The sequence below is a fragment of the Arthrobacter sp. T2-23 genome (assembly GCF_055398325.1).
Genome location: NZ_AP027917.1, coordinates 3,493,997 through 3,518,959, shown reverse-complemented (window position 1 = coordinate 3,518,959; position 24,963 = coordinate 3,493,997). Strand labels below are relative to the sequence as shown.

Annotated in this window: 20 protein-coding genes, 2 tRNA genes and 1 riboswitch; of the genes, 3 read left to right on the top strand and 19 right to left on the bottom strand. The window is 69.2% G+C overall.

Features of this window, described 5'->3' with window-relative positions; all coding sequences use genetic code 11:
• Positions 1 to 8 precede the first annotated feature (8 nt).
• Complete coding sequence (locus ACZ5Z0_RS16465; protein WP_464109328.1) at positions 9 to 929, top strand: LysR family transcriptional regulator; 921 nt, start codon at positions 9 to 11, stop codon at positions 927 to 929.
• Positions 930 to 968: 39 nt separating this feature from the next.
• Here ACZ5Z0_RS16465 and ACZ5Z0_RS16460 read toward each other — a convergent pair whose 3' ends face one another.
• A complete protein-coding gene (locus ACZ5Z0_RS16460) occupies positions 969 to 2,396 on the bottom strand; it encodes an aldehyde dehydrogenase family protein (protein ID WP_464109327.1) in 1,428 nt (475 codons plus the stop codon).
• Between the two features lie 99 nt (positions 2,397 to 2,495).
• Between ACZ5Z0_RS16460 and ACZ5Z0_RS16455 the strand changes: the two genes are divergently transcribed.
• The gene (locus tag ACZ5Z0_RS16455) at positions 2,496 to 3,002 is read left to right on the top strand and encodes a DUF2004 domain-containing protein (RefSeq protein ID WP_138769108.1); all 507 of its coding nucleotides are present in this window, start codon (positions 2,496 to 2,498) and stop codon (positions 3,000 to 3,002) included.
• An 83-nt stretch (positions 3,003 to 3,085) separates the two neighbouring features.
• On the opposite strand, the gene metE is transcribed toward ACZ5Z0_RS16455, so the two are convergent.
• Positions 3,086 to 5,419 (bottom strand): 5-methyltetrahydropteroyltriglutamate--homocysteine S-methyltransferase, encoded by a 2,334-nt coding sequence (gene metE / locus ACZ5Z0_RS16450; RefSeq protein ID WP_464109326.1) that lies wholly within the window; start codon positions 5,417 to 5,419, stop codon positions 3,086 to 3,088.
• Positions 5,420 to 5,478: 59 nt separating this feature from the next.
• Positions 5,479 to 6,453 (bottom strand): methylenetetrahydrofolate reductase, encoded by a 975-nt coding sequence (locus ACZ5Z0_RS16445; protein WP_464109325.1) that lies wholly within the window; start codon positions 6,451 to 6,453, stop codon positions 5,479 to 5,481.
• A gap of 404 nt (positions 6,454 to 6,857) precedes the next feature.
• Between ACZ5Z0_RS16445 and ACZ5Z0_RS16440 the strand changes: the two genes are divergently transcribed.
• Complete coding sequence (locus tag ACZ5Z0_RS16440; protein WP_261375056.1) at positions 6,858 to 7,055, top strand: hypothetical protein; 198 nt, start codon at positions 6,858 to 6,860, stop codon at positions 7,053 to 7,055.
• 37 nt (positions 7,056 to 7,092) lie between these two features.
• Here the strand turns inward: ACZ5Z0_RS16440 and ACZ5Z0_RS16435 are convergent, their stop codons facing one another.
• From ACZ5Z0_RS16435 to ACZ5Z0_RS16360, 16 genes are all read right to left on the bottom strand, one after another.
• Complete coding sequence (locus ACZ5Z0_RS16435; protein WP_464109324.1) at positions 7,093 to 8,295, bottom strand: ROK family transcriptional regulator; 1,203 nt, start codon at positions 8,293 to 8,295, stop codon at positions 7,093 to 7,095.
• Between the two features lie 183 nt (positions 8,296 to 8,478).
• On the bottom strand, positions 8,479 to 9,642 hold the full coding sequence (locus ACZ5Z0_RS16430; RefSeq protein WP_464109323.1) for a class I SAM-dependent methyltransferase: 1,164 nt from the start codon (positions 9,640 to 9,642) through the stop codon (positions 8,479 to 8,481).
• A gap of 9 nt (positions 9,643 to 9,651) precedes the next feature.
• Positions 9,652 to 10,800: an NAD(P)-binding domain-containing protein gene (locus ACZ5Z0_RS16425; RefSeq protein WP_464109322.1), complete on the bottom strand. Its 1,149-nt coding sequence runs from the start codon at positions 10,798 to 10,800 to the stop codon at positions 9,652 to 9,654.
• Between the two features lie 64 nt (positions 10,801 to 10,864).
• Positions 10,865 to 10,937, bottom strand: a tRNA-Ala gene (locus tag ACZ5Z0_RS16420).
• A gap of 183 nt (positions 10,938 to 11,120) precedes the next feature.
• Positions 11,121 to 11,193, bottom strand: a tRNA-Ala gene (locus tag ACZ5Z0_RS16415).
• Positions 11,194 to 11,310: 117 nt separating this feature from the next.
• Entirely contained in the window at positions 11,311 to 11,715 is a 405-nt protein-coding gene (gene rsfS / locus ACZ5Z0_RS16410) for a ribosome silencing factor (RefSeq protein ID WP_464109321.1), read from the bottom strand.
• Between the two features lie 120 nt (positions 11,716 to 11,835).
• Positions 11,836 to 13,125 (bottom strand): hypothetical protein, encoded by a 1,290-nt coding sequence (locus tag ACZ5Z0_RS16405; RefSeq protein WP_464109320.1) that lies wholly within the window; start codon positions 13,123 to 13,125, stop codon positions 11,836 to 11,838.
• A gap of 7 nt (positions 13,126 to 13,132) precedes the next feature.
• A complete protein-coding gene (gene nadD, locus ACZ5Z0_RS16400; protein WP_464110809.1) occupies positions 13,133 to 13,762 on the bottom strand; it encodes a nicotinate-nucleotide adenylyltransferase in 630 nt (209 codons plus the stop codon).
• A gap of 55 nt (positions 13,763 to 13,817) precedes the next feature.
• Complete coding sequence (locus ACZ5Z0_RS16395) at positions 13,818 to 14,051, bottom strand: hypothetical protein (RefSeq protein ID WP_464109319.1); 234 nt, start codon at positions 14,049 to 14,051, stop codon at positions 13,818 to 13,820.
• Positions 14,052 to 14,141: 90 nt separating this feature from the next.
• A complete protein-coding gene (locus ACZ5Z0_RS16390) occupies positions 14,142 to 15,476 on the bottom strand; it encodes a glutamate-5-semialdehyde dehydrogenase (RefSeq protein ID WP_464109318.1) in 1,335 nt (444 codons plus the stop codon).
• A gap of 26 nt (positions 15,477 to 15,502) precedes the next feature.
• Entirely contained in the window at positions 15,503 to 16,654 is a 1,152-nt protein-coding gene (proB, locus tag ACZ5Z0_RS16385) for a glutamate 5-kinase (RefSeq protein ID WP_464109317.1), read from the bottom strand.
• On the bottom strand, positions 16,644 to 18,233 hold the full coding sequence (obgE, locus tag ACZ5Z0_RS16380; RefSeq protein ID WP_464109316.1) for a GTPase ObgE: 1,590 nt from the start codon (positions 18,231 to 18,233) through the stop codon (positions 16,644 to 16,646). Before obgE ends, proB begins: the two co-directional genes overlap by 11 nt.
• 115 nt (positions 18,234 to 18,348) lie before the next feature.
• Positions 18,349 to 18,612 carry a 50S ribosomal protein L27 gene (gene rpmA, locus ACZ5Z0_RS16375; RefSeq protein WP_009372867.1) on the bottom strand — a complete coding sequence of 88 codons (264 nt, stop codon included), beginning with the start codon at positions 18,610 to 18,612 and terminating at the stop codon, positions 18,349 to 18,351.
• A 59-nt stretch (positions 18,613 to 18,671) separates the two neighbouring features.
• Complete coding sequence (gene rplU, locus ACZ5Z0_RS16370; RefSeq protein ID WP_138770443.1) at positions 18,672 to 18,980, bottom strand: 50S ribosomal protein L21; 309 nt, start codon at positions 18,978 to 18,980, stop codon at positions 18,672 to 18,674.
• A 367-nt stretch (positions 18,981 to 19,347) separates the two neighbouring features.
• The gene (locus tag ACZ5Z0_RS16365) at positions 19,348 to 20,871 is read right to left on the bottom strand and encodes a bifunctional hydroxymethylpyrimidine kinase/phosphomethylpyrimidine kinase (RefSeq protein WP_464110808.1); all 1,524 of its coding nucleotides are present in this window, start codon (positions 20,869 to 20,871) and stop codon (positions 19,348 to 19,350) included.
• A 127-nt stretch (positions 20,872 to 20,998) separates the two neighbouring features.
• Positions 20,999 to 21,096: riboswitch (TPP riboswitch) on the bottom strand.
• A gap of 145 nt (positions 21,097 to 21,241) precedes the next feature.
• Positions 21,242 to 24,556, bottom strand: a complete 3,315-nt coding sequence (locus ACZ5Z0_RS16360) for an Rne/Rng family ribonuclease (protein WP_464109315.1) — start codon at positions 24,554 to 24,556, stop codon at positions 21,242 to 21,244.
• Between the last annotated feature and the right edge of the window lie 407 nt (positions 24,557 to 24,963).

Below are 24,963 nucleotides of genomic sequence, written 5' to 3'. Positions count from 1 at the left end.
GCAGCCCCTTGATCAACCCCGTGCACCTCCGAACGCTCGTGGAAGTGGTCCGGCTGGGCTCGTTCACGGCAGCCGCCACACGGCTCGGCTACACGGCCTCGGCGGTATCGCAGCAGATGTCCGCGCTGGAGCGGGACACCGGAGTGGCACTCTTCCAGCGCTCGGCCCGGAGCATCCACCCTACGGAGGCCGCCGTCGTGATGACCCGGCACGCGGCCAAGGTCCTCACCGATATTGACACGCTCATGGCAGCGGCGGCCCGGACCCACGACAGCACCAGCCAGGAGCTCCGGCTGGGCATCTTCCCGTCCCTGGCCACCTACGTCCTCCCCCGCATCCTGCAGAACCCGGCCTGGCGGAAGCTCGGCATCGAGCTGCGGGTGTCCGTGGCCGAACCGGGCCAGACCATCCAGGGCCTGCGCACCGGCGGCGAACTCGACGTCGCTCTGGTCTACCAGGTGGGCCAGTCCGGTCTCGCCTGGCCGCACACGGTCAACCGCCAGTGGATCGGCGACGACGACTTCCGGGTGGTGCTTCCCGCGGCCTGGGGCATCGGCCCGGAGTCCAAGGTCGCGGCCGATCACCTCTCCGACATGCCCTGGATCATGCACCACCCCGGCACGTCGGATGCCACGGTGATCGAACGGCTCTTCGCCAGCTGCAACCTGCACCCGCGTGTGGTGGCCAACAGCGACGACTTCCACGCCAGCCTGGAAATGGCGGCCGCCGGCCTGGGCGCGGCCCTGGTTCCGGAACTGGCCCTGCTGCATCGGCCCCCGGGAGTGGTGGTGCTGGACGTCCCGGAAATCCGGCTGGCCCGCAATGTTTTCGCGCTGTTGCCCAAGGAGCAGCAGACGGCCCAGGTCCAGCTGTTCGTGGAGTTGCTCTCCGACACGCTGCACAAGCTCGGCACCACGCGCCGGGACTGAGCCCCGAGACCCGCGGCAGCCCTTCGGCGTCTTTGCCCTCTACTCGCCGGTCTTCTTACCGGCGGTCTTGCCGCTCTTCTTGCCGCGTTTCCCGGCCGGCGCGACGAGGACGCTGATGATCCGATGCTTGGTCTTCGTGTAGGGCGGGTAGATCAGCTCCAACGTGTCCGGCCTGAGCGGCTTGGACAGGGTGGAGCGCTCGTGCGAGAAGGTCCTGAGCGAATGTTCGCCATGGTAGGCGCCCATGCCGCTGTTACCCACCCCGCCGAACGGCAGCCCCGGCACCGTCAGGTGTGCGGCCGGGACGTCGAAGCACAGCGCACCGGAGGACGTCTGTTCGGAGAATGCCCGGCGCGTGCCGGCGTCGTTGCTGAACACGTACAGGGCCAGCGGCTTGGCCCCGGCGTTGATCACCCGGATCGCCTCGTCCCTGCCGCTGACCGGCACCAGCGGCAGCAGCGGGCCGAAGATTTCTTCCGCCATCACTGCGTCACCGGGTGCCGGCCGGAGCAGGGTCGGCGCGAAGTGCCGGCTGGCGGCGTCGCGCCCGCCGCCGTGGACCACGGTGCTGCCGTCCGCGAGCGCGGCCAGCCGGTCGAAGTGTTTGTCGTTGACGATCCGGCCGTAGGAGTCGCTCCGGGCCGAATCCTCGCCGAAGAGGGCCCCGATGGCCTTGACCAGCTCGCGTTGCAGCGGCACGAGCACCTCCTCCGTGGCGAGGACGTAGTCCGGGGCCACACAGGTCTGCCCGGCGTTCATGAACCTGCCCCAGGCCAGCCGCTTTGCCGCCTTAGCCACGTCGGTGGAGGCGTCCACGTAGGCCGGGGATTTGCCGCCCAGCTCCAGGGTCACTGGCGTCAGGTGCTCGGCGGCGGCTCGCAGCACTACCTTGGCTGCCGCTTCCCCGCCGGTGAAGAAGATGTGGTCGAAGCGCAGCGCCAGCAGCTCTGTGGTCTCGGGGATGCCGCCCTCAACGACCTGGACCGCCTCCGGCAGGTACTCCGGAATCCAGCGGGCCAGGGCCGCGGAGGTGGCCGGGGCGTGCTCGCTGGGCTTGAGCACCACGGTGTTGCCCGCGGCCAGCGCGCCGGCCAGCGGCGCCAGCAGCAGCTGCAGCGGATAGTTCCACGGTCCGATCACCAGCACCACGCCCAGCGGCGTGAGCTCGGTCCAGGCCTTGGCCGGCTGGACGGCGAGTGGCACGGACACCGGCCGCGGGCGCAGCCACGCCGCCAGGTGCTTCTCCAGGTGCGCGGCTTCCGCCGTGACAAAGCCGATCTCCGTCAGCTGCGCCTCGGTTTCGTGTTTGCCCAGGTCCGCCGCGAGCGCTGCGGCAAATTCCCGGCGCCGCTCAATCAGCATCCGCCGCAGGCTGCCGAGCTGTTCCAGCCGCCACGCCAACGGACGGGTGGTTCCGTTGTCAAAAATTTCACGGGCACGGGCGACGGTGGCGGCGACTGACTGCATCCGATCAATGTACCGGTCGAGCGCCCCGCAGCGGGCCCGGTATCGGATAAATCCCCGGCGATGCTGGAACGGACCAGTTTTCAGGACTATGTTGAAGTCATGAGCAAGGTAGCGAGCCAGCACTTTGGAGAGATCGAGCTCAACCACGGGCGTGACCATAATTTCGCCGCGAAACACGAACTCGCGGGCCAGCCCCTGGAACTTGACCTCAGTGTCAATGCGCATGACCACTTCGACGAGGCCGCCATGCACAAGGTTGACTACCGGTTGCGTTTCCTGCCCGAGCTTGTGGACCAGGTCCGCGAAATGATCGCCGAAGAGCTGGAGCAGGAAGGCACCAGCCCGCAGGAGTACCTCCGCTTCCACTGCAACGCCATCAAGCCCGAGCACCTGAAGCAGGTCTTCGGCGTCACGGATAAGGCGCAGCTCACCAACCAGGTCTTCCTCAAGGCCCTGAAGCTGGGCCACGTGGGGATCTTCCCCGGCCAGCCGGAGCGCTACTTCGTCCTCGACTTCACCCTGGGCGCCCACTTCACCGACGAGATCCTGGTGGCCTCCGCAGACGAGGACGGCGTCGTCGACGACGAGATCGTCTGGGAATCCTGAATCGAGTACCCCTGCACGGCGTACGACGGCGGCCGGTCACCCGTGCAGGGGTGGCCGGCCGCCGTCGTGGGTGGCGCAGCAGGCTACTTGGCCGCTTCCAGCAACTCTGCGCGCACCGTCTTGGCCGCGTGCACGAGGTTGCGCAGGGACTCCTCGGTCTCGGCGTAGCCGCGGGTCTTCAGGCCGCAGTCCGGGTTGACCCACAGCTGGCGGGACGGGACGTGCTTGACCGCGGTGCTGAGCAGCTCCGTGACTTCCTGCTCGCCCGGGATGCGCGGCGAGTGGATGTCGTAGACGCCCGGGCCCACGCCGCGGCCGAAGCCGTGCGATTCAAGGTCATGGACAACCTCCATGCGGGAGCGGGCGGCCTCGATCGAGGTGACGTCGGCGTCGAGGCCGTCGATGGCGTCGATGATCGCGCCGAACTCGGAGTAGCACAGATGCGTGTGGACCTGGGTGCTGTCCGCGGCGCCAGCGGTGGCGAGGCGGAAGGACTTCACGGACCAGTCCAGGTACGCGGCCTGCTCGGACTTGCGCAGCGGTAGGAGTTCGCGCAGCGCCGGCTCGTCGACCTGGATGACCTTGATGCCAGCCGCTTCTAGGTCCGTGATCTCGTCCCGGAGCGCCAGGGCCACCTGGTTGGCGGTCTCACCGAGGGGCTGGTCGTCGCGGACGAACGACCACGCGAGGATGGTGACCGGTCCGGTGAGCATGCCCTTCATCGGCTTGCCGGTCAGGGACTGCGCGTAACGGGCCCATTCGACCGTGATCGGGGCGCTGCGGGTGACATCGCCCCAGAGGATGGACGGGCGGGTGCAGCGGGAACCGTAGGACTGGACCCAGCCGTGCACGGTGACGTCAAAGCCTTCGAGGTTCTCGGCGAAGTACTGGACCATGTCGTTGCGCTCGGGCTCGCCGTGGACCAGGACGTCGAAGCCGAGCTCTTCCTGCAGCTCCACCACGCGCTTGATCTCCTCCTTCATCAGCTGCTGGTACTGCTCCGTGGTGAGCTCGCCCTTGTTGGCGCGGGCCCGGGCGGTGCGGATTTCGGCGGTCTGCGGGAACGAGCCGATGGTGGTGGTGGGCAGCGGCGGCAGGTGCAGGGCCTCGGTCTGTGCGGCTTCACGGACGCCGTACGCCGAGCGGCTGAAGTCGGCCTCGGTCAAGGAGGCGGCGCGGTTCCGGACCTCGGCCCGGCGGACGCCGTCGGCCGCGGCGCGGTCGGCGATGATGCGGGTGGCCTCATCGATGGCCGGCCGGACGGAGTCGGGGTCAGTGAGCAGGCCGGCCAGGGTGACAACCTCGGTGGCCTTTTGGTCGGCGAAGGCCAGCCAGCTGCGCAGCTGCTCGGAGAGTTGGACCTCCTCGTCGACGTCGTGCGGGACGTGCTGCGTGGAGGTGGAGGTGCTGACGGCGAGCCGGGCCACGGACTTCTTCAGTTCGGCGATCTTCGCCGCGGAGGCCGCGAGGTCGTTGCGCCAGATGTTGTGGCCGTCCACGACGCCGGCGACCAAGGTCTTGTTGCCGAGCCCGGCGAGGGCCGCGGCGGAGGGAACCTCGCCCTTGAAGACGTCCAGGTGCAGGGCGTCGATGCCGGTAGCCGCGAGAGTGCCAAGCTGGCCGTTGAGTGCGCCGTACGGGGTGGAGACGAACAGCTGCGGGCGGTTCGTGGCCGCAGCGAGGACCTCATAGGAGAGTGCGACGGCGGCGTCGATTTCCGCTGCCGGGGTGTCCTGGTCCACCACCAGGGCGGGCTCGTCGAGCTGGACCCAGCCGGCGCCGGCGGCGGCAAGCCGCTCCAGCAGCGCGGCGTAGACCGGGAGGACGTCCTCGAGGCGGGACAGCGGGCCGAAGCCGGCCGGGGCGTCGTCCGAGGCCTTGCTCAGCAGCAGGAAGGTGACCGGGCCGACGAGGTACGGGCGGGTTTCCACCCCGTTCGCGAGGGCGTAGGCGAATTCCTCGACGATGCGGTTGGAGGTCAGCGCAAAGGCGGTCTCCGGGCCGATCTCCGGGACGAGGTAGTGGTAGTTGGTGTCGAACCACTTGGTCATTTCCAGCGGCTGCTGGTCCTTGGTGCCGCGGGCCAGGGTGAAGTAGCCGTCGATGTCGAGCTGGCCGTCGGCGTTCAGGAGGTTGCCGAAGCGGGCGGGCACGGCACCCAGGTGGGCCGCGGCGTCGAGCACCTGGTCGTAGTAGGAGAAGGTGCCGGGGATGGCGGCGGCCTCCGTCAGGCCCAGGCCCTGCAGGCGCTTGGCGGTGCCGAGCTGGATTTCCTTGGCCGCGGCATCCAGGGCGACGGCGTCAATCTTGCCCGCCCAGTAGGCCTCGACGGCCTTCTTAAGCTCGCGGCGGCGGCCGATGCGCGGGTAGCCGAGGACAGAGGCGGACGGGAAGGGGGTGTTGTGCTGTTCAGTCATGGGAAAGTCCTAGGTTTTTTGTCAGGGGAAGTTTCGTCAGGTTGTGTCGAAGAGGAAGCTCAGCTGGCGAGCTGCTGGCCGCTGCCGCGGCCCGTGGCCCCGGCGTGGCTGCCGGCGCGGCGTGGGCGCGGCAGCGCGAGCTTGTCCAGCACGTCGAGGGCGCTGGTGTGCTCGTTGAAGGTGTAGAGGTGGAGTCCGGGAGCGCCGGCGTCCAGTGCGGCGTTGGCCAGCTCCACGGTGGCGGCGACGCCGATCCGGTTGCGTTCGACGTCGGTGCTGGCGGCCGCGAGCTTTGCGATCAGCTTCGGGGCCGGCTCCACGCCGGTGAGTTCGCCCAGCCGGGTGAGCCGGCGGATGCTGGTCAGCGGCATCACGCCCGGGATGATCGGGATGGTGACGCCGGCCCGGCGCGCCCGGGCCAGCAGCTGAGCGTACTGCTCGGTATGGAAGAAGACCTGGGTGATGGCGAAGTCGGCGCCGGAACGCTGCTTGGCGAGCAGCACTTCGACGTCGTGCGCCTCACTCGGTGATTCGGGATGCCGGGTGGGATAGGCGGCGACGCCGACCGCCACTTTGCCGGCGCACAGCAGCGCCGAGCGGCGCTGTTCGACGCGGCGGATGAGCTCGATCAGGTCCTGTGCGTACCGCAGCGAGCCGTCCGCCGGGAGTTCACCGTCCTTCGGCTGGTCGCCGCGCAGCGCGAGGATGCCGCGGACGCCGACGTCGAGCAGTTCGCCGATGATTTCGGCCAGCTCCTGCGGGGTGTTGCCCACGCACGTCAGGTGCGCCAGCGGGCGCAGCGAGGTGTCCTGCACGAGGCGCCGGATGAGCTCGACGGCGGTGCTCCGGTTGGACCCGTTCGCCCCGTAGGTCACGGACACGTAGTCGGGGCTGGTGGATTCCAGTTCCCCGATGGTGGTCCAGAGCGATTCCGCGGCCGCGGGCGACCTGGGCGGAAAGAGTTCGTAGGACAGGGCTAGCGGGGCCGCTCCGGCGAGGGTTGGATGTGCGTCAATAAGGCTTGGTGGAGACATTTGCGTCCTTGGCTGTGAGCCATTGCCGCCAGCTGGGGCCGGAAAACCGGCCGGCGCTGCCGCCAATGAGTTGAGTTTGGGGAACACGGAGGGAACTTCAGCAGGACGCAGCCGCGACTGTTACGCCTGATACGAAGCTGTCCGTGAGCAAATGTCAGGCCCACATGGGGGCACCCACACCCTCCTTGGCCGCCACCTGGATCTCTCCAGTGGCCGGCCTGCAGCGGAGGATCGCTGACACGTTACCGCGGTAACTTGTCTACGACTTTAGGGGCCACAGAAGCGCGAAACAAGTCGCGCACCGAATTAAGACGCGCCTTTACGCCGCTGGGACGGCTGTGGCAGAACATTATTCGCCGGGGTGAGCCCTCCCCATGGCTGCGGCGCAGGTCTATCCTGTTGCCATGATTCAGCTTCCAGCAAGTTACCAGGACTATCTCGCCGGCAAGAGCGAGAGCCTCATCAACACCGTGCGGCCCGTGCTGATGCAGTCGGCGGCGGACAAGCTGCACGGTGTCCGGGTGGTGGTGCACCCGCACGATCATCAGGCCCACCTGGATGACACGATCCCCTTCGGCACGGTGGTCGAGGACATCGACTGATGCCCGCGGGGCCCGGGGCACGGCCTGCCGCACGGCTCTAGCCGTCGAGCAGGAGCCGCTGGGAGCGGGGCGCCAAGGCGTGCTCCAGGACCAGGCACGCGGCGCCGATCGCGCCCACGTCCTCGCCCACGCCCGTGCCCACCACTTCGATCCCGTGGATCTTGCGGGTGGCGCTGTTCTCGCCGACGAGGCCCGGGATCTGCTCCAGGTAGGCCGGCGCGAGGCAGGTCCAGAACGGTCCGCCAAACACGACGCGGTCCACGTCCAGCGCGTTGGTGACCGCGGAGATGGCCCGGCCGACCAGGACGGCGGACTTCCTGATGATGCCCAGCGCGGCCTCGTTGCCGCCGTAGGCCAGCGCGCAGAGTTCCGCGAAGCTTTCCTGCACCGCCGGGGCGCTCCGGTCCCCCCGGGAGCCGTCGAGCACCCCGGCCGCCTCGGCCTGGGCCACGAGGACCTGCGGGATGGCGGAGGATTTCACGCAGCCGCGCTGGCCGCAATCGCACGGCGGCCCGTCCGGGTCCACGATGATGTGCCCGATTTCGCCGGCGTTGCCGGAGGTGCCGCGGATAACCTCGTCATTGAGGACCAACCCGCAGCCGATTCCGGTGCCCATGTACATAAAGACGAAGCTGCCGGCACCACTGGGGCCGCCGGCCCACGTTTCGGCCACGGCTGCGCTGGTCACGTCCTTGTCCAGGATCGTAGAGAGTCCGGTCGCCTCGGCCAGGGCGTCGCGCAGCGGAACGCGTTCCCAGCCGGGGAGCAGCGGCGGATCCACGACGGCGCCTTCGAGCAGGTCGATGGGCCCGGGCGAGGCAACGCCCAAGCCGGCGACCTTCGAACGGTCCACGCCGGAGTCCTGGATCAGCTGTTTGATCTCGGCGGCGATGGTGTCGATGATGGACCCCGGGTCCGTGCGGGAGGGGGTCTTGATCCGTGAATGCTTGACGACGGCGCCAACGAGGTCCAGCACGACGAAGGTCAGCACGGCGGGGTCCAGATGCACGCCGACGGCGTACATTCCGCCCGGGTTCAGCCTCAGCATGGTCCGCGGCTTGCCGGGTCCGGTGCCTTCCTTGCCCGCCTCGACGATGAGGTTCTGGTCCAGCAGCCGGCGGGAGATGTTGGAGATAGTTTGCGGCGAGAGTCCGACGATCTGGGCGAGTTCCACCCGGCTGAGACCGCCCGGGGCGCGGCGGATGGCGTCGAGGATAACGGTGAGGTTAAAATCCCCCATCCGGGGCAGGTTCGTTCCCCGTCTCGGCGCGGGCTGCCGGATCTCGGTCACTGATACCTCTAACGTCTTCGGCGGAAGCACTGCTGATCTCAGAATCGTACGTCACGCGCGCCCCTGAGCCCCATACAGCGGCTTCACAGTCGAACCGTTTTCCGCCGGGCGCCCGGCTTTCCGCGGTCGTGGTCAGGGCCGCGGCGCGCGGACGCTCACGGTGACGGTGAATTTCGCATTGCGCCCCACCTCGCGCGTGGGCCCAACCAGCCGTTCCAGCGCGGGCTGGTAGTGCAGGTGGCTGTTGAAGACCGTCCAGAGTTCGCCGCCGGGAGCCAGGACCCTGGCCGCGGCTTCGATCAGCTTGATCCCCGCCCCGGCATGGACAGCTGCCCCGAGGTGGAAGGGCGGGTTGAGCAGGACCAGCCCGGTTCCGGCGTCGGGCAGGGTGCTCATGGCGTCGTCCTGCAGGACGTCGACCTGCCCGTGGAGTCCGTTGGCGCGGGCCGTTTCCCGGGCGGATTCGACGGCGGCGGCGGATCTGTCGGTGGCCGTGACGCGGGCGTCCGGGTGGCTTCGGGCGTACATCGCGGCCAGGATTCCGGTGCCGCAGCCCAGGTCGACGGCGTGCCGGACGCCGGGCATCTGCGGCAGGAAGCCCAGCAGGAAACGCGTGCCGATATCCAGCCCGGTGCCGGCGAAGACGGCGCCGCGTGCGCAGACGGTGAGGTCCAGTTCGGCGTTGCGCTCCGTGACCGGGTAGGGCGGAGTGGCCCCGACCGCTTTGGGTGCCCGGGCCAGCAGGATCCGGGACTTTTTCCGCGCCAACTGCGGCTGCACCTCGCCGAAGTAGCGTTCCAGCACCGCATTCATGCCCAGGCTCATGTGCTTGACCCTGCCGCCGGCCAGCAGCACCACACCGGGCGCAGCGTGCCGGGCGATCGCGTCGGCGATCTCTTCGAGTTCGGCGAGGGACCGCGGCAGCTGGAGCAGCACCAGCCCGGCGCCCTCCACCGCGGCGTCCAGCGGGAGCTGGTCGAAGCCGTCGGTGACCCCGACGGCGGCAGCGTTATGCCGCAGCGCCCGTTCGCCGGTGGCCAGGTCCTGGTGCACCCGGACGTTGTCTTCCTGCGTGCCGATATCCCGGCCCAGCGCCAGCAGGCCGAGGGTCAGCGCTCCGTACCGGTCGCCCACGACGGCGACTCCGGCGCCGGGGCCGATCACGCCGGAGGCCCGCAGCTCGGCGGCGGTGTCCAGCAACAACCGGTCGGTGGCGTCCCAGGCCTGCAGGTTGGCGGCCTCGACGTCGGGAAACCGCCGCAGCCGGGAGAAGAGGAGATCCAGGGTACTTTGCACCGTTTTACGTTATCCCGAACCGGACAGTAGTTTGACGATCCCGGCCACGGCTGCCCGGCCCGCACGGTTGGCCCCGATGGTGGACGAGGAGGGACCGTAGCCCACGAGATGGACCCGGGGTTCCGCGGCGACCTGCGTGCCGTCCATCGCAATGCCGCCGCCGGGTCCGCGCAGGTGCAGTGGCGCAAGGTGTTCCAGCTCGGCCCGAAAGCCGGTGGCCCAGAGGATGACGTCGGCGGCCAGGAAGCTGCCGTCCGCCAGCCGCACTCCCCCGGGTTCGATGCCGGTGAACATGGGGTGCCGTTGGAGCGCGCCGCGGGCGGCGGCGGCCCGGAGGGCCGGGGTCCAGATCAGGCCAGTGACGGCGACGACGCTCTGCGGCGGAAGCCCTTGCCGCACCCGCTGCTCGACGAGGGCGACGGCGTCGTGGCCGGCCTGCCGGTCGAAGGCGGCGTCGCGCCAGACCGGTTCCCGCCGCGTGAACCAGCTGGTGCCGGTGACCTTTGAGATCTCGTCGAGCAGTCCGACCGCGGAGATGCCGCCGCCCACCACGATCACGTGCTGTCCGCGGAATTCGTCGGCCGAGACGTAGTCCGCCACGTGCAGCTGCCGGCCGCGGAAGCTGGACTGGCCCGGGTAGATGGGCCAGAAGGGGCGGGTCCACGTGCCGGTGGCGTTGATCACGGCGCGGGCTGACCATACCCCGCGCGAGGTGGCGATGCGGAGCCGTCCGGCCGGGTTGCTGTCCTCGCGGCTGACGGAGCGGACCTTCACGGGGCGCACGATGGCCAGGCCCAGCTCGGCCTCATAGCCGCCGAAGTAGCGGCTCAGGAAGGTCGAGCTTGCCTCGGCCGGGTCCACCGTGGGCTGCGGGATGCCCGGGAGATCGCTGATGCCGTTCACGGTGGCCATCAGCAAACTTTTCCAGCGGTGCCGCCACGCCCCGCCGGGGCCCTCTTCGGCGTCGAACACCACATAGGTCAATGGACGCGCGGCGCCCTCCGGGTCCGCGGACCCAGGGCCACGTCCCTCCTGGCTTGCCCCTTGCGGCATGGCCGGGACGAAGCCGCCGCGCTGCAGGTGGTAAGCAGCGGATAGTCCGGCCTGGCCGGCGCCGATGACCACGACGTCGGCAAACCGCGGGTCGGCTTCGTTCACGGTCCCATCCTAGTTGAGGGTTAAACAAAGCAAGGTCCCGCTCATCGAGCGGAACCTTGTTCGGTGGAGCTGAGGGGACTCGAACCCCTGACCCCCTGCATGCCATGCAGGTGCGCTACCAGCTGCGCCACAGCCCCGAACTCGTTGTTGACCCACCCGCTGAAGGCCGGTTCGATCAAGCAACCTGATTAGCTTAATCTACATTTGCCGTTGACGCTAATCGGCGCGCGGCGGGGCGTGGAGGGGGCAACTGGCGGCGTCCCGGGTCGCGAGAACACAAAAAATCCGCCGGAATCTTTCGATTCCGGCGGATCATCCGGTGGAGCTGAGGGGACTCGAACCCCTGACCCCCTGCATGCCATGCAGGTGCGCTACCAGCTGCGCCACAGCCCCGAATTTTTGGCTGCTCCGATTTCGTTCTCTCCGAAGCAACTCAAATATCTTAGATCAGCACTTCTGAAAATTCCAAATCGGGCATATTCAGGATCTGGCGCCGCCGCGCCGGGCCACCTACTCGGTTTCGCTGGCGGCGGCGCTGGCCTTGGCCGAGGCGTCGTCCCCCAGCTGCAGGTCAACGACCGGGCAGTCCTTCCAGAGGCGCTCCAGGGCGTAGAACACGCGGTCTTCCTCGTGCTGGACGTGGATCACGACGTCGGCGTAGTCCAGCAGCACCCAGCGGCCGCCGGAACGTCCTTCGCGGCGCACCGGCTTGAGGTCGAACTTGGACAGTTCGTCCTCGATGCCGTCGACAATGGCGTTGACCTGGCGCTCGGACGGGGCCGACGCGATCAGGAACACGTCCGCCAGGGCAAGCCGTTCGCTGACGTCGAGGGCCACAATGTCGTCGGCCAATTTTTCCGCGGCCGCGTGGGCGGCGTGGCGGGCTGTGGCGATGGATGAATCGGTTGCAGTCACGGGACTCCTTGGTGATTTTAGAAACTGTTGAGATTGAGAAACTGTTGAAGGCTAAGCCTGCACGGTCCGGCGGCATTCCTGCGCGGACCGGCGTTGCGTGGGTTGATGCGGGGTGGGCGGCTAGTGGCCCATTCCCGTGATGATCAGGATGATTCCGGCGACGAGCGCCAGGACGCCCAGGGCCAGGACGCTGAGCTGGAGGGCGCGCAGGCGTTGTGCCCTGCCCAGTCCGGCCGTAGCGGCGTCCAGCGGGTCCAGCCCGTAGGCGGCGTTGGCGGCCACGGGCGGGCGTGCGGCGAGGTCCTCTTCGGCCGTCTCGGGAACCGCTTGGGCGGCCGAAACTGCCGGCCGGGTCCCTGCCGCCTGCGCGGCCGCTTCCGCCCGGGCCAGGACGCCGGCCCGGCCCTTGACCGGCCCGGATTCCCGCAGCCGGGACAGGCCGGGACGGCGCGAGGTGCGTGGCTGCACCTTGGGGCTGGGGTTGGTGGCGACCGGGACGTGTGTCGTGGCGGGGAGTTTCATGACCGGCCGCTCCACGCCGGGGACCTCGACAAATTCCAGCGGGGTGACCATGGCGAGGTTGCTGGCCGTCGAGGGATCGTTGCGCGGCGGTTCGTTGCGCTGTGCCGGCTGGCTGTTCTGCTCGGCCAGCTTTTGCTTGGCGGCGGCCCGCCGGTTGAGCACGGCGGCGCGCTCGGCCAGGGCGATCTGCTCGGCGAGCACTTCCGGGTTGACGGCGTCCGGGTCCGTGGCGGCGATGTGCTCCATCTTCGCCACTTGGTTGCGGGCCTGCTCGGCAAGGAGCTCCCGTGCTGCCAGGGCCTGCTCGACGCTCATGCCCTCGGGCAGTTTCCCGCCCGGGCCCGGGCCGGGCACGCCGGCGTCGGGGGCTGCGGGGGCGTTGGGCGCGGACGGGGCCTCCGGCGCCCCGGCGGCCGGCGCGACGACGGGGTGCGAGCGGGTCCGCGGCGAGGGCATCGGCACAATTGGATTGGCCGAGGTGGCAGGGGCCGTCTCTTCGGCGAGCTGCTGGAGGCGGAGCTGCCGGCGCGTGGGCGGCCCGCCGGGGGAAAGCTGGCCTTCCTTCTCGGCCAGTTCCTTGATGGTGCGCAGTGCTGCGCGGTCGCGGGCGCGGATCTGGGAAGAGCGCTGAGCCGCGGACGTGGTCCTGACGGAGTCCACCGGGCCGGGGACACGGCGGCGGCCGGTGGTTTCGGCCTCGGTCGGTTCCTCGGGGCGCTCGGAGAAGGCGGGATTTGCGCTGCCCAGCCCGGCGCCGGCCGCACCGTCGCGCTCCGGGGCAGCCGGAACAGCGCCGGCACCAGTGGTGCCGGCGCTCACGTCCTGGCGTTCATCCCTGGCCTGGCGCAATTCGCGGCGGCTGCGGATGGGAGGCTGTTCCTGACTCATTGAAGGCTCATTCGGTGCTGGCGGTTTGGTTTGTTTCGAGGACGGGGCGGGACTCCAGGGGATCCGGTTCCGGGTCGGCCCGGCCGTCGTACAGGTCGTACTTGGCGATGTACTGGACCACGCCGTCGGGCACGAGGTACCAGACGGGGTTTCCGGCAGCGACGCGGGCCCGGCAGTCCGTGGAGGAGATCGCCATGGCGGGCACCTCCAGCAGGCTGACGTCATCGCGGCCCATGCCGTCCAGCACGTGTCCGGGCCGCGTCACCCCGACGAAGTGCGCGAGCGACCACAGCTCGTCGATGTCTTTCCAGGACAGGATCTGCGCCAGCGCGTCGGCGCCGGTGATGAAGAAGAGATCGGCGTGCGGGCGCAGCGTGCGAAGGTCACGCAGGGTGTCGATGGTGTAGGTGGGGCCGGGCCGGTCGACGTCGACCCGGCTCACCGTGAACCGCGGATTCGAAGCGGTGGCGATGACCGTCATGAGGTACCGGTGTTCGGCCTCGCTGACTTTCTTGCTGCTCTTCTGCCAAGGCTGCCCGGTGGGCACAAACACCACTTCGTCCAGGCCGAACTTCGCCGCGACCTCACTGGCCGCAACGAGGTGGCCGTGATGGATCGGATCGAACGTGCCGCCCATCACACCCAGCCGCAGGCGGCGCGTCGCGCCGTGCTGCTTCACTGTGGCGGAAATATTAGTGGCCCTGGCCGTGGTCGTGCTTGTTCGGGTGCTGGCGGTGCGGGTCCGCGTGCTCCTCAACGGCGTCGTGACGGTTGCCGAGGTTGCCGTAGGACAGCGTGATGAACATCAGTACCAGCAGAATCACGAACATGGTGCCGCCAATAACGAAGGGCGGCGCAATGAGCGGCGCGAGTTCCTCGTGTTCGCCGGCCGCGGCGATGGATGTGGCGATCTGCTGCAACAGCATGTTCTCCCCTAGTGAGTTCAAAATTTACGACGGATTTACGACGGCGAAAGATCCCGCCGTTCCTGGGTTCCCTTCCATGTTACCGCGTTGCTATGCCCGGATCTGGCCTTCGCCCTGCACGATCCACTTCGTCGTGGTGAGCTCGGTCAAGCCCATCGGGCCGCGGGCGTGCAGCTTCTGCGTCGAAATACCCACTTCGGCACCGAGGCCCAGCTCGCCCCCGTCGGTGAACCGCGTGGATGCGTTCACGATGACCGCTGCCGAATCCACCTCGGCGATGAAACGCTCCGCGTTGGCGAGATCGTTGGTCAGGATCGCCTCCGTGTGGCCGGTGGACCAGGTGCGGATGTGCTGCACCGCCTCGTCCAGGCTGTCCACCATGGCTACCGCCAGATCGAGGTCCATGTACTCGGTGGCCCAGTCCGCGTCGGTGGCGGGCACCGAGTCCACCCCGCCCGGGAGCGCGGCCCGGATACGTTCGTCCGTGTGCAGGGTGACACCGGCGGCCCGCAAGGCGGCGGCGACGGCGGGCAGCACGGTGGAGCCGGAATGGACCAGAAGGGTCTCCACGGTATTGCAGACGCTGGGGCGCTGGGTCTTGGCGTTAAGCAGGATCTCGACCGCCATCTCCTCGTCCGCCGAAGCGTCAAGGAAGATGTGCACGTTGCCCTCGCCGGTCTCGATCACCGGGACGGAGGAGTTCGTCACCACGGTCTGGATCAGTTCGCGTCCGCCGCGCGGAATCAGCACGTCCACGCGGCCGCGGGCCCGCATCAGGACGTTCGCGCCGTCGCGGCCGAACTCGTCGACGCTCTGGACGGCGTCGGCGGGCAGTCCCACCGAGTCCAATGCCTCGCGGAGCAGGCTGACGAGCGCAGCGTTCGTGGCGGCTGCGGCGCTGCCGCCGCGCAGGATGACGGCGTTGCCGCTCTTGAGCGCCAGGCCGGCAATGTCCACGGTGACGTTGGGACGCGCCTCGTAGATCGCGGCAACCACACCCATCGGCACGTTGACCTGGCGCAGCCGCAGCCCGTTCGGGAGGGTCTGGCCGCGGACCACGTTGCCCACCGGGTCGGGCAGGTTGGCGAGGTTTTCCAAGGCCGCGGCGAGGGCCTGGACCCGCGCGTCAGTGAGTGTGAGTCGGTCCAGCAGCGCGGCCGAGGTGCCGTTGGCCCGGCCGGCGGCGACGTCCTTGGCGTTGGCGGCCAGGATCCGGTCCTTGTGCTCCAGCAACGCGGCGCCGACGGCCCGCAGGCCGAGGTCTTTCCACGCCCGGTTGGCGCGGGCCATCCGGCGGGAGGCCACGCGGGATCGGTCGGCGATGGCGTGCACGGCCGCTTCGACATCGGTGGCGGCCGACGGCGCGCCTGCAGCGGGAGCGTCGTGAACCGGCAGGTCGGGGTGCGAAGTCAGGGCCTCAGTCATGCTCCAAGTTTAGGCGAGCAGGGGGCTTAGACCAGCACCAGGTCGTCAACATGAACAACTTCACGGTCATAGCCGCGCCCCAGCGTCTTGCCGAGCTCACGGGTGGAACGGCCGAGCATCTGCGGCAGTTCGGCGGCGCCGTAGTTCACCAGGCCGCGGGCAATCACGGTTCCGTCGGTGCCGACCATTTCGACCGCGTCACCGGCTTCGAAGTCGCCGTGCACGGCGGAGATCCCGGCCGGAAGCAGCGAGGTGTGGCGGTCCCGCACGGCCCGGACGGCGCCGTCGTCGAGCACCAGCGTGCCCTGGACGGAGGCCAGGTGGGCGAGCCAGAGCAGCCGGATCGGTTTGCGGGCGCCGTTGACCGAGAACCAGGTCCCCACGTCCTCCCCCGCCAGCGCGGCAGCGGCGTTCGCGGTGGAGGTCACCAGGGCATGGATCCCGGACCCGGCGGCGATCGACGCGGCTTCGACCTTGGTGACCATGCCCCCGGTTCCGACTCCGGCCTTGCCAGTGCTGCCGATCGAGACGCCTTCAAGGTCGCGCGGGCCGGTGACGTGGGCGATCCGCTTGGCACCGTGCGAGGGCGGCCCGTCGTAGAGCGAATCGACGTCGGAGAGCAGCAAGAGCACGTCGGCCCGGACCAGGTGGGCCACGAGGGCCGCGAGCCGGTCGTTGTCGCCGAAACGGATCTCATGGGTGGCGACGGTGTCGTTTTCGTTGACCACCGGGACCACGCCGAGGTTCAGCAGCCGGTCCAGGGCGCGGAAGGCGTTGGTGTGCTGGCTGCGGCGCATGAAATCGTCCGCGGTCAGCAGCACCTGGCTGACGGTGACGCCGTGCGCGCCGAAGGCGTGGGTGTAACGGGCCATCAGGAGCCCCTGGCCCACGCTCGCGGCGGCCTGCTGGGTGGCAAGGTCGCGGGGTCGCTTGTCGAGCCCGAGCGGTGCCAGCCCGGCGGCGATCGCCCCGGAGGAGACGAGGATGATTTCGGTGCCCGCGTTGCGTTTGTGCGCGAGGGCGTCGGCGAGGTCGGTCAAGGCCTCCTCGGCGATGCCGCCGCGAATGGACGTCAGCGAGGAGGAGCCCACCTTGACCACGATCCGGCGGGCGCCGGAGAGCGCGGCGCGGCTGGGCGCCCCGGCCGCGCCGGGCATAACGACCGCGTTACTCGTCATCGGCTTCGCCGAGTCCACTCTCCTTGAGCGGCTGCCGGGCGCGGCGGGCACTGACCGATTCGGTCCAGATGCCGGCCTTGCGCTCGGCCTCGAGCTCGGCCCGGGCGGCGGCCTTGGCGTCGCGGCGCTCCTGCTGGTCCTCGCGCTTCTGGCCACGCGTGGGCCGGTCGCCGATGTCGGCGAAGCGCACGTCGGTGCCGCGCGGGGATGCCAGCAGTTCCGCGCCGGCCATCATGGTCGGCTCCCAGTCGAAGACGACGCCGTCGTCCTCGCCGATGACGACCATGTCGCCCGGCTTCGCACCCTGCTTGAAGAGTTCGTTTTCGACGCCCAGCTTGGCGAGGCGGTCGGCGAGGTAGCCGATGGCCTCCTCGTTGGTGAAGTCGGTCTGCTTGACCCAGCGCACCGGCTTCTCGCCGAGGACGCGGAACAACGGCTCGAGGTTCTTCTCCTCGCGGCGGATCGTGAAGCCGCTTTCGTTGACGGCGCGGGGGCGCAGCACGGGGGCCTGGACCTTCGGCGGCGTCGCTGCGACGGCGTCGCGGGCGGCCTTGACGATCTCCGCCATGGCGAAGCCCAGCTGGCGGAGTCCTTCATGGCTCGTGGCGGAGATTTCGAAGACCTTGTAGCCGCGCTTTTCGAGTTCCGGCCGGACGAATTCGGCCATGTCCTTGCCGTCCGGCAGGTCGACCTTGTTCAGGGCGATCAGGCGCGGACGGTGGTTCAGCGGTACGACTTCGCCGTCGGAGCCGGCGTAGCTCATGTCCACGGCGTACTTTTCGAGCTCCGCTTCGATCACGGCGAGGTCCGAGAGCGGGTCGCGGTCAGCTTCCAGCGTGCCGCAGTCCAGGACGTGCACGAGTGCGGCGCAGCGTTCGACGTGGCGGAGGAAGTGGTGGCCCAGGCCCTTGCCTTCGCTGGCACCTTCGATCAGGCCCGGCACGTCGGCAATGGTGAACCGCACGTCGCCGGCCTGGACGACGCCGAGGTTGGGGATCAGGGTGGTGAAGGGGTAGTCGGCAATCTTGGGCCGCGCGGCGGACATCGCGGCAATCAGGCTGGACTTGCCGGCGGACGGGAAGCCGACCAGGGCGATGTCCGCGATGGACTTCAGCTCCAGGACGATGTCGCTGGATTCGCCTTCGATGCCGAGCAGCGCGAAGCCCGGGGCGCGGCGCTTCTGCGAGGACAGCGCGGCGTTGCCGAGGCCGCCGATGCCGCCGGCCGCGGCGATGAATTCGGTGCCTTCGCCGACCATGTCGGCGAGGACGGTGCCGTCCTTGCTCTTGACGACCGTGCCCTCGGGAACCGGGAGGACCAGGGTTTCGCCGTTCTTGCCGCCGCGCCAGTCGCCCATGCCGGGTCCGCCGTTGGTGGCGTGCCGGTGCGGGGCGTGGTGGTAGTCGAGCAGGGTGGTGGTCTGGGGGTCCACGCGCAGGATGACGTCGCCGCCGTTGCCGCCGTTGCCGCCGTCGGGACCGCCGAGGGGCTTGAACTTTTCGCGGTGGACGGAGACACAGCCGTGGCCGCCGGTACCGCCGGATACGTGCAGTACTACCCGGTCTACAAAGCTCGCCACGTGGATCTCCTCAGTGCTGTTCCCTGGTCCCGCAGGGGCCCAAGATGATTGTAATGCGGTTAAAACACCGGTGGAGCGGACCTACTGGCCCGCCCCACCGATTTAGAACTTGTTGTTACTCTGCAGCTGCAGCAGCCACGATGTTCACAACGCGACGACCACGGCGGGTGCCGAACTCGACAGCACCGGGGGTCAGGGCGAACAGGGTGTCGTCGCCGCCGCGGCCGACGCCGGCGCCCGGGTGGAAGTGGGTGCCGCGCTGGCGGACGATGATCTCGCCTGCGGAAACTACCTGGCCGCCGAAGCGCTTGACGCCGAGGTACTGGGCGTTGGAGTCACGACCGTTGCGAGTGGAGCTCGCGCCTTTTTTATGTGCCATTTGAAATGCCTGCCTTCAAAAATTCTGGGGACTGTTGGAACCTGATCAGTAACGAAGAGTTACTTGATACCGGTGATCTTGACCTTGGTCAGTTCCTGACGGTGACCCTGGCGCTTCTTGTAACCGGTCTTGTTCTTGAACTTCTGGATGACGATCTTGGGACCACGGAGGTCTTCCAGGATCTCAGCCGTAACCGTTACCTTGGCCAGGTCCTTGGCTGCAGTCGTGACCTTGTCACCGTCCACCAGGAGCAGTGCGGGCAACTCAAAAGTGCTGCCGGCTCCACCGGGGACGCGGTTCAGGGTAACGAAGTCTCCAACGGAAACCTTCTCTTGGCGGCCGCCTGCGCGGACAATCGCGTACACCACTGGGGAACTCACTTCTCTCGACGTTTATTACTAGATTTGCGTGCGGAACCTGGTACCAAACTAACCGGACCGGCTCACGCTGTGCCTCAACGCCGGTGGATTCCCCGGGGGAACCCATGAGCTATCCCGTGGAAAGTCCTGCCCGCAATACGAGCGAACTGTTCCTCAAGGTCATAACCCAAGTGTTGGCGTAAGCACCGAAGATCTAGACTACGCTAATTTTGCCTTCGGCCGCAAACGAGGCTGGTCCCGGCGGGTAGTGCGTGACTGACGCCACACGGTGTCCCCGAGGGGCCAAAGCTGTGGCATCGCAGCGACTTCCGGAACCGCGCCCCACTATCCTACCGGCCGCATCCGGCCGGGCCGTTCAGGAGTGCAACCTCGGCGCGTCGAAGAATTCCACCTCGTAGCGGCACGACTGCCTGAAGGCGACGGCCATGGCGCTGCGCTCCGCATCGGAACCCCGGCGGCCGGCCGCGTCCGTGTACCTGATGGCCTGGCGTGTCGACTCCGCGAAGGCCTCGTCGGCGTAGGTGCGCAGCCATTCCGCATAGGGGTGGTCCGCGGGGGCACCGGCGCCGAGGTACTCCTGATGCAAGGTGGCCCCCACTTCGGCGTAGAGCCAGAAGCACGGCAGCGCCGCCGCCACGAGTACCCCGTAGCTGCCGGCGAGGGAAGCCGCATGCAGATGGTCCACGTACGCCTTGGTGACGGGCCCCTGTGTCCCCTCAACAGCCCGGTCGGCCAGCCAATTCCGGTGCAGTTCGGATTCGACCTCCAGGCACTGCTGCGCCGACCGGGACCAGAACAGCTGTTCGGCTTCCGACGGCGCGAGGGCCGCCGCGCGGGACAGCACCCGCGAGTAGCCGTTGAGGTACAGGGCGTCCTGGCTGAGGTAGTAGGCGAACTCGCGTTCGGGCAGGGTGCCGTCAGCGAGGCCACGAATGAAGTCCAGGCCGTAGATCGCCGCCAGCCCGTCGGCGGCGGCCCCGTCGAGGACCGCGGCGAAGTCGCCTTCGGTCTGGAACGCGGGCGCCCCCGGCGCTGCGGCCTGCTGCAGGTGGTGGAAATGGTGCACCGGACCGTTGCCGCGTCCGACGTCGAGGCGTCCCGCCTCCCGCAGCGCTCCGACCAGCCACGGCTTGGCCTCTCGCAGTGATGCCTCCCAGTCCCCCGTCCTGGCCTGCACCGTGGCCAGCGCCGAGGACAGCGAGCAACCGGTGCCGTGGCTGTTCCGGGTGGCGATCCGCTGGCCCGGCACCACCACCGTCTCCTGGCCGAGCAGTCCCCCGGTGTTGACCAGCGCGTCGGGGCAGCCGCCGCCGTCGGCTCCCTCGTTCTGGAGGTGGCCGCCCTTGACCAGGACTGTGGTGCCTGTGAGGGCCGCGAGCCGCTTGCCCTGGCCCAGCGCGCCGGCCCAGTCCGCTGCGTGTTCTTCGCCAAGCAGCATGGCCAGTTCGGCGAGGTTCGGGGTGATGAGGTCCGCGAGCGGAAGCAGGGCCCGCAGGGCGGTCTCGGCCGATTCCTGCAGCAGCCGGTCGCCGCTGGTGGCCACCATCACCGGGTCCAGGACCACGACGGCGGGGCGGACCCGTTCGAGCCAGGCACGGACGGCGTCGATCACCGCGGCGTCGCCGAGCATGCCGATTTTGACGGCGTCGATGGTGATGTCGTCGCTGATCGCGTCCAACTGGGAGGTCAGGAACGACGCCGGCGGCACATGGACGGACCGGACGCCTTGGGTGTTTTGGGCGGTCAGCGCGGTGATGGCGGCCATGCCGTAGCCGCCGAGCGCGGCGATGCTCTTCAAGTCGGCCTGGATGCCGGCGCCGCCGGAGGGGTCCGAGCCCGCGATGGCGAGGACCCGCGGAATCGGGGGCGCGGCGGGCAGGCCGGCTGCCGGGGCGCCGTGTGCGGGTGCCGGGAAGGCGGACTGCAGGATGGAAGGAGCCTGGGCCGCTGGAGCCTGGGCTGCTGGAGCGTGGGCTGTTGCCTGCAGAGCCGCTGCAGCCTGGGTCGATGAAGACAAGAGACATCCCTTCGTCGGTGTTAACCGGACAGGTTCAACGGGTCTGGATCTCAGCCGGCTCGTTGCTCGGCACCCCGTGTCAGTCCCCCAGCCTAGCGTTCCCTGCCCGGCCGCGTCCGCACGGCCGCAGTTGTTACCAGGCCCGTTAACGAACTCGCGGGTACCGTCCCCGCTCGACGCGATGCTGCGTCGAGTCCGGGCGGTACCCGCGAGTGGTGGTGCCTGGCTGGTCCTAGAGCTCCGAGGCGGGAACGCCAACGCCGAGGATGATCGGCTCGCTGGCCGCCGGCTTGGCCGCCGCCTTCGCCGGCTCCGGCGCCTTGGCTTCGTGGACCGAGCCGGCGGCAGCCGACGGAGACATCGCGCGCTGCTGCACGGACGTCTCGTTGGCAGCGCCCTGGGCCCGGCTGGCGCTCCGGTTCCGGCGGACCCGCCGCGGCGCGCTGGTGTCCGCGGCCGCAGCCTGCGCTACGGGTGCGGTGGCGGCCGGCGCCTTGGCAACGGGAGCCTTGGCGGCCTCCTGGCGGACGGGAGCCTGCGCGGCGGGAGCCTGGGCGGCCTCCTCGCGGACGGGAGTCTGCGGCTCGCGGGTGCGGGCACTCGGCGGCTGGATCCGTGCGGTCCGGGCGCGTCCCCGGCCACGGGTGGCACGGGACGGCGCTGCGGCGGCCGGTTCGGGGGCTTCCGCGGCGGGGGCCGCCGCGGAGGGCTCCCCTGGTGCTTGGGGCGCCTCGGCGGCCGGAACCGCTGCGGCCGTCTTGCCGGCCTCGGCGTCGCCCAGGTTGGCGAACGCCTCGGTGAGCAGATCCAGGGTCAGCGCTGGCTGCTGGGCTTCCTCGGCGTGCTCGACGAAGGGCAGGGCAACCTGCTCGCCGCCAAAGGTCAACACGGCGGCCGGACGCCCGGCAGCCTCCTCCGTTGAGGCAACTTCCACGGCCGCGTCCAGCGCAGCCTGGCGGGTTTCGGCGTCGGGCGCTGCCGTCGCGTCGCCGTCGTGCAGGTGGGCGGCGTGCGCGGCGGCGGCGATGTTCGCCAGCGCTGCGCGGGTCGCCTCTGCCTTGGCGTGACGCTCGGCCTCTGTGGGCTCCGGGTGCACGGCAGCGGGTGCGGACTGCTCGTCCGATCCCTGGCCGCCCCGGCCGCGGCGGCGCTTGCGCTCGGTGCGGCCGGCGGGCTGGTGCTCGGCCCGCGGGACGTGGTGTTCCGCGGCGACGGTGTTGGCGCGGCGGTGTTCGACGGGCTCGTCATGGGTGACGACGCCGCGGCCGGCGCAGGCTTCGCACTGTTCGCCGAAGACTTCCAGCAGCCCGGTGCCCATCCGCTTGCGGGTCATCTGCACAAGGCCCAGGGAGGTCACCTCGGCCACCTGGTGCTTGGTCCGGTCCCGGCCAAGGCACTCCACCATGCGGCGCAGCACGAGGTCACGGTTGGATTCGAGCACCATGTCGATGAAGTCGATGACGATGATGCCGCCGATGTCCCGGAGCCGGAGCTGGCGGACGACTTCCTCGGCCGCTTCCAGGTTGTTCTTGGTGACGGTTTCCTCGAGGTTGCCGCCGCTGCCGGTGAACTTGCCGGTGTTGACGTCCACCACGGTCATGGCTTCGGTGCGGTCGATCACGAGGGAGCCGCCGGAGGGCAGGAAGACCTTGCGGTCCAGTGCCTTGTGGATCTGCTCGTCGATGCGCCAGGCCGCGAAGATGTCCGTGTCCTTGGTCCACTTCTCGAGCCGGCCCACCAGGTCCGGAGCCACGTAGGTGACGTAGGCCTCGATCGTGTCCCAAGCCTCCTCGCCGGAGACGATCAGCTTGGAGAAGTCCTCGTTGAACACGTCGCGGACCACCTTGATGGTCAGGTCCGGTTCGCCGTAGAGCAGCTCGGGGGCCAGGATCTTGGTGGACGTGGACTGGCTCTCGATGCCCTCCCACTGGGCGCGCAGACGGTTGATGTCATGCGTCAGCTCTTCCTCCGAGGCCCCCTCGGCGGCGGTGCGGACGATGACGCCCGCGCTCTCCGGGAGGCGGTCCTTGAGGATCCGCTTGAGGCGGTTGCGTTCGACGTCGGGCAGCTTGCGGGAGATGCCGGTCATGGAGCCGCCGGGGACGTAGACGAGGTAGCGGCCGGGCAGCGAGATCTGGCTGGTCAGGCGGGCGCCCTTGTGGCCGACCGGGTCCTTGGTGACCTGGACCAGCACGGAGTCGCCGGACTTGAGCGCGTTTTCGATCCGGCGCTGCTTGCCCTCGAGGTTGACGGCGTCCCAGTTGACCTCGCCGGCGTACAGCACGGCGTTGCGGCCGCGTCCGATGTCGACGAAGGCGGCCTCCATGGACGGCAGCACGTTCTGGACCTTGCCCAGGTAGACGTTGCCGATCAGGGAGTCCTGCTGGGTCTTGGAGACAAAGTGCTCGGCCAGCACGCCGTCCTCAAGGACGCCGATCTGGATTCTGTCGTCGCGCTGGCGGACGATCATCTGCCGGTCCACGGATTCGCGGCGGGCCAGGAACTCGGCCTCGGTGATGACCGTGCGGCGGCGGCCGGTGTCGCGGGATTCGCGGCGGCGCTGCTTCTTGGCTTCCAGGCGGGTGGAGCCCTTGACCGAGGTGACGCGGTTGCTCGGCGGGGCCTCGCTGATCGCACGCGGGGCACGAACGCGGGTCACTGTGTTGGGCGGATCGTCGTCCCCGCCGCCGGTCAGTTCGAGGTCCTGGTCGCCGCGGCGGCGACGACGGCGGCGGCGCGAGGTCACGCCGTCCTCGAGGGTGCCCTCGGCGTCCTCGCCGGACTCCGCTGCGTCATCTGCCTCGGTGTCGGACTCGCCTGCGCGACTGCGGCCGCGGCGTCCACGGCTGCGGCGACGACGGCGGCTGCCGGCGTCGTCGCCCTCGGCTTCTTCGTCTTCTTCCTCTTCCGCGTCCTCGGCTGCGGCCGGGGCCGGGGTCGGGCGGACGACGGCGGTCAGGTCCGGGGCCTGGAAGATCATCGACGTGACGGCACCGGGCGCGAGGAAGAGCGAGGGACCTTCAGCGGTTTCGGCGAGAACCTCGGCGGCTGGCGCGGTCTCCGCAGTCTCTGCGACGTCGGGGGTAGCGGCGGTCGCGGGGGCAGCGTGAGCGACGTCCGTCGCCGGAACGGATTCGGCCTGTGCGGCGTCGTCGGTCTCCGCGGTCACCGGGGCGGCCTTGGCGCGGGAGGCGCGGCGGCGGACCGGCTTTTCCGGGGCTGCCTCGGCGGCGGGCAGCTCAACGGGGGCGTCGGCCACGGCCGCTGACCCGACGACTGCTGGCTCTGCCTCGACGTCGATCTTCTTCCGCGACCGGCTTCGGCGGGCCGGGGCCTTAGCCGGCTCGGCGTCGGCCGGGACTTCGGTGGAGGGGACTTCGGCGGCGTCAGCAACGACGTCGGACGCGCTGGCTGCGGCTTCCGCCTTGGGCGCTGCCTTGCGCCGGGTCCGGGTGGCCTTCTTCGGCACCTCAGTTGCGGCGGTTTCCGGTGCTTCCTCGGTAACAATTGCTTCGTCGTTACCGGCTACTAGCTGGTCATTATCCATATGTGGCGACACTCCTGCCCCTGGATGTACCGCCACATCCGGTACCCGCGGGGGCAAATATTTGTCAACACCCGCAGGCATTGACAGAAGTCAATTGAGTACCCCCAGGTTCGCACCGGCAGTGGGGTGCGGCAGCCCTGGAAGGCCGGCGAGATTGTTCTGAACCCGTTGATCTGTACGTCACAACCAGGTGCCGTCCAATGGCATTGCGGGATAGGTCGGATCGAGGGACCCGAAGTATGCCCTGCTCATCATTGGCGGTCTTGAAAACAAAGTCGCCGGACTGAGACGTGAATGTGGATCATGTCCCAGCCACGTTCATTGTCTCACAGGAGCCGCCAAAGCCGGGCTAGGCGGGGCATCCGCCCCGCGCCGTGCACCGAATCACTGGTGCGGGCACGACGCCC

What these genes read in the sequence shown, in the direction of transcription:
- ACZ5Z0_RS16460 (WP_464109327.1), bottom strand. Translation starts at nt 2,396, where the DNA reads ATGCAGTCAGTCGCCGCCACCGTCGCCCGTGCCCGTGAAATTTTTGAC.
- ACZ5Z0_RS16455 (WP_138769108.1), top strand. Translation starts at nt 2,496, where the DNA reads ATGAGCAAGGTAGCGAGCCAGCACTTTGGAGAGATCGAGCTCAACCAC.
- metE (WP_464109326.1), bottom strand. Translation starts at nt 5,419, where the DNA reads ATGACTGAACAGCACAACACCCCCTTCCCGTCCGCCTCTGTCCTCGGC.
- ACZ5Z0_RS16445 (WP_464109325.1), bottom strand. Translation starts at nt 6,453, where the DNA reads ATGTCTCCACCAAGCCTTATTGACGCACATCCAACCCTCGCCGGAGCG.
- ACZ5Z0_RS16440 (WP_261375056.1), top strand. Translation starts at nt 6,858, where the DNA reads ATGATTCAGCTTCCAGCAAGTTACCAGGACTATCTCGCCGGCAAGAGC.
- ACZ5Z0_RS16435 (WP_464109324.1), bottom strand. Translation starts at nt 8,295, where the DNA reads ATGGGGGATTTTAACCTCACCGTTATCCTCGACGCCATCCGCCGCGCC.
- ACZ5Z0_RS16405 (WP_464109320.1), bottom strand. Translation starts at nt 13,125, where the DNA reads ATGAGTCAGGAACAGCCTCCCATCCGCAGCCGCCGCGAATTGCGCCAG.
- nadD (WP_464110809.1), bottom strand. Translation starts at nt 13,762, where the DNA reads ATGGGCGGCACGTTCGATCCGATCCATCACGGCCACCTCGTTGCGGCC.
- ACZ5Z0_RS16395 (WP_464109319.1), bottom strand. Translation starts at nt 14,051, where the DNA reads ATGCTGTTGCAGCAGATCGCCACATCCATCGCCGCGGCCGGCGAACAC.
- ACZ5Z0_RS16390 (WP_464109318.1), bottom strand. Translation starts at nt 15,476, where the DNA reads ATGACTGAGGCCCTGACTTCGCACCCCGACCTGCCGGTTCACGACGCT.
- proB (WP_464109317.1), bottom strand. Translation starts at nt 16,654, where the DNA reads ATGACGAGTAACGCGGTCGTTATGCCCGGCGCGGCCGGGGCGCCCAGC.
- rpmA (WP_009372867.1), bottom strand. Translation starts at nt 18,612, where the DNA reads ATGGCACATAAAAAAGGCGCGAGCTCCACTCGCAACGGTCGTGACTCC.
- ACZ5Z0_RS16360 (WP_464109315.1), bottom strand. Translation starts at nt 24,556, where the DNA reads ATGGATAATGACCAGCTAGTAGCCGGTAACGACGAAGCAATTGTTACC.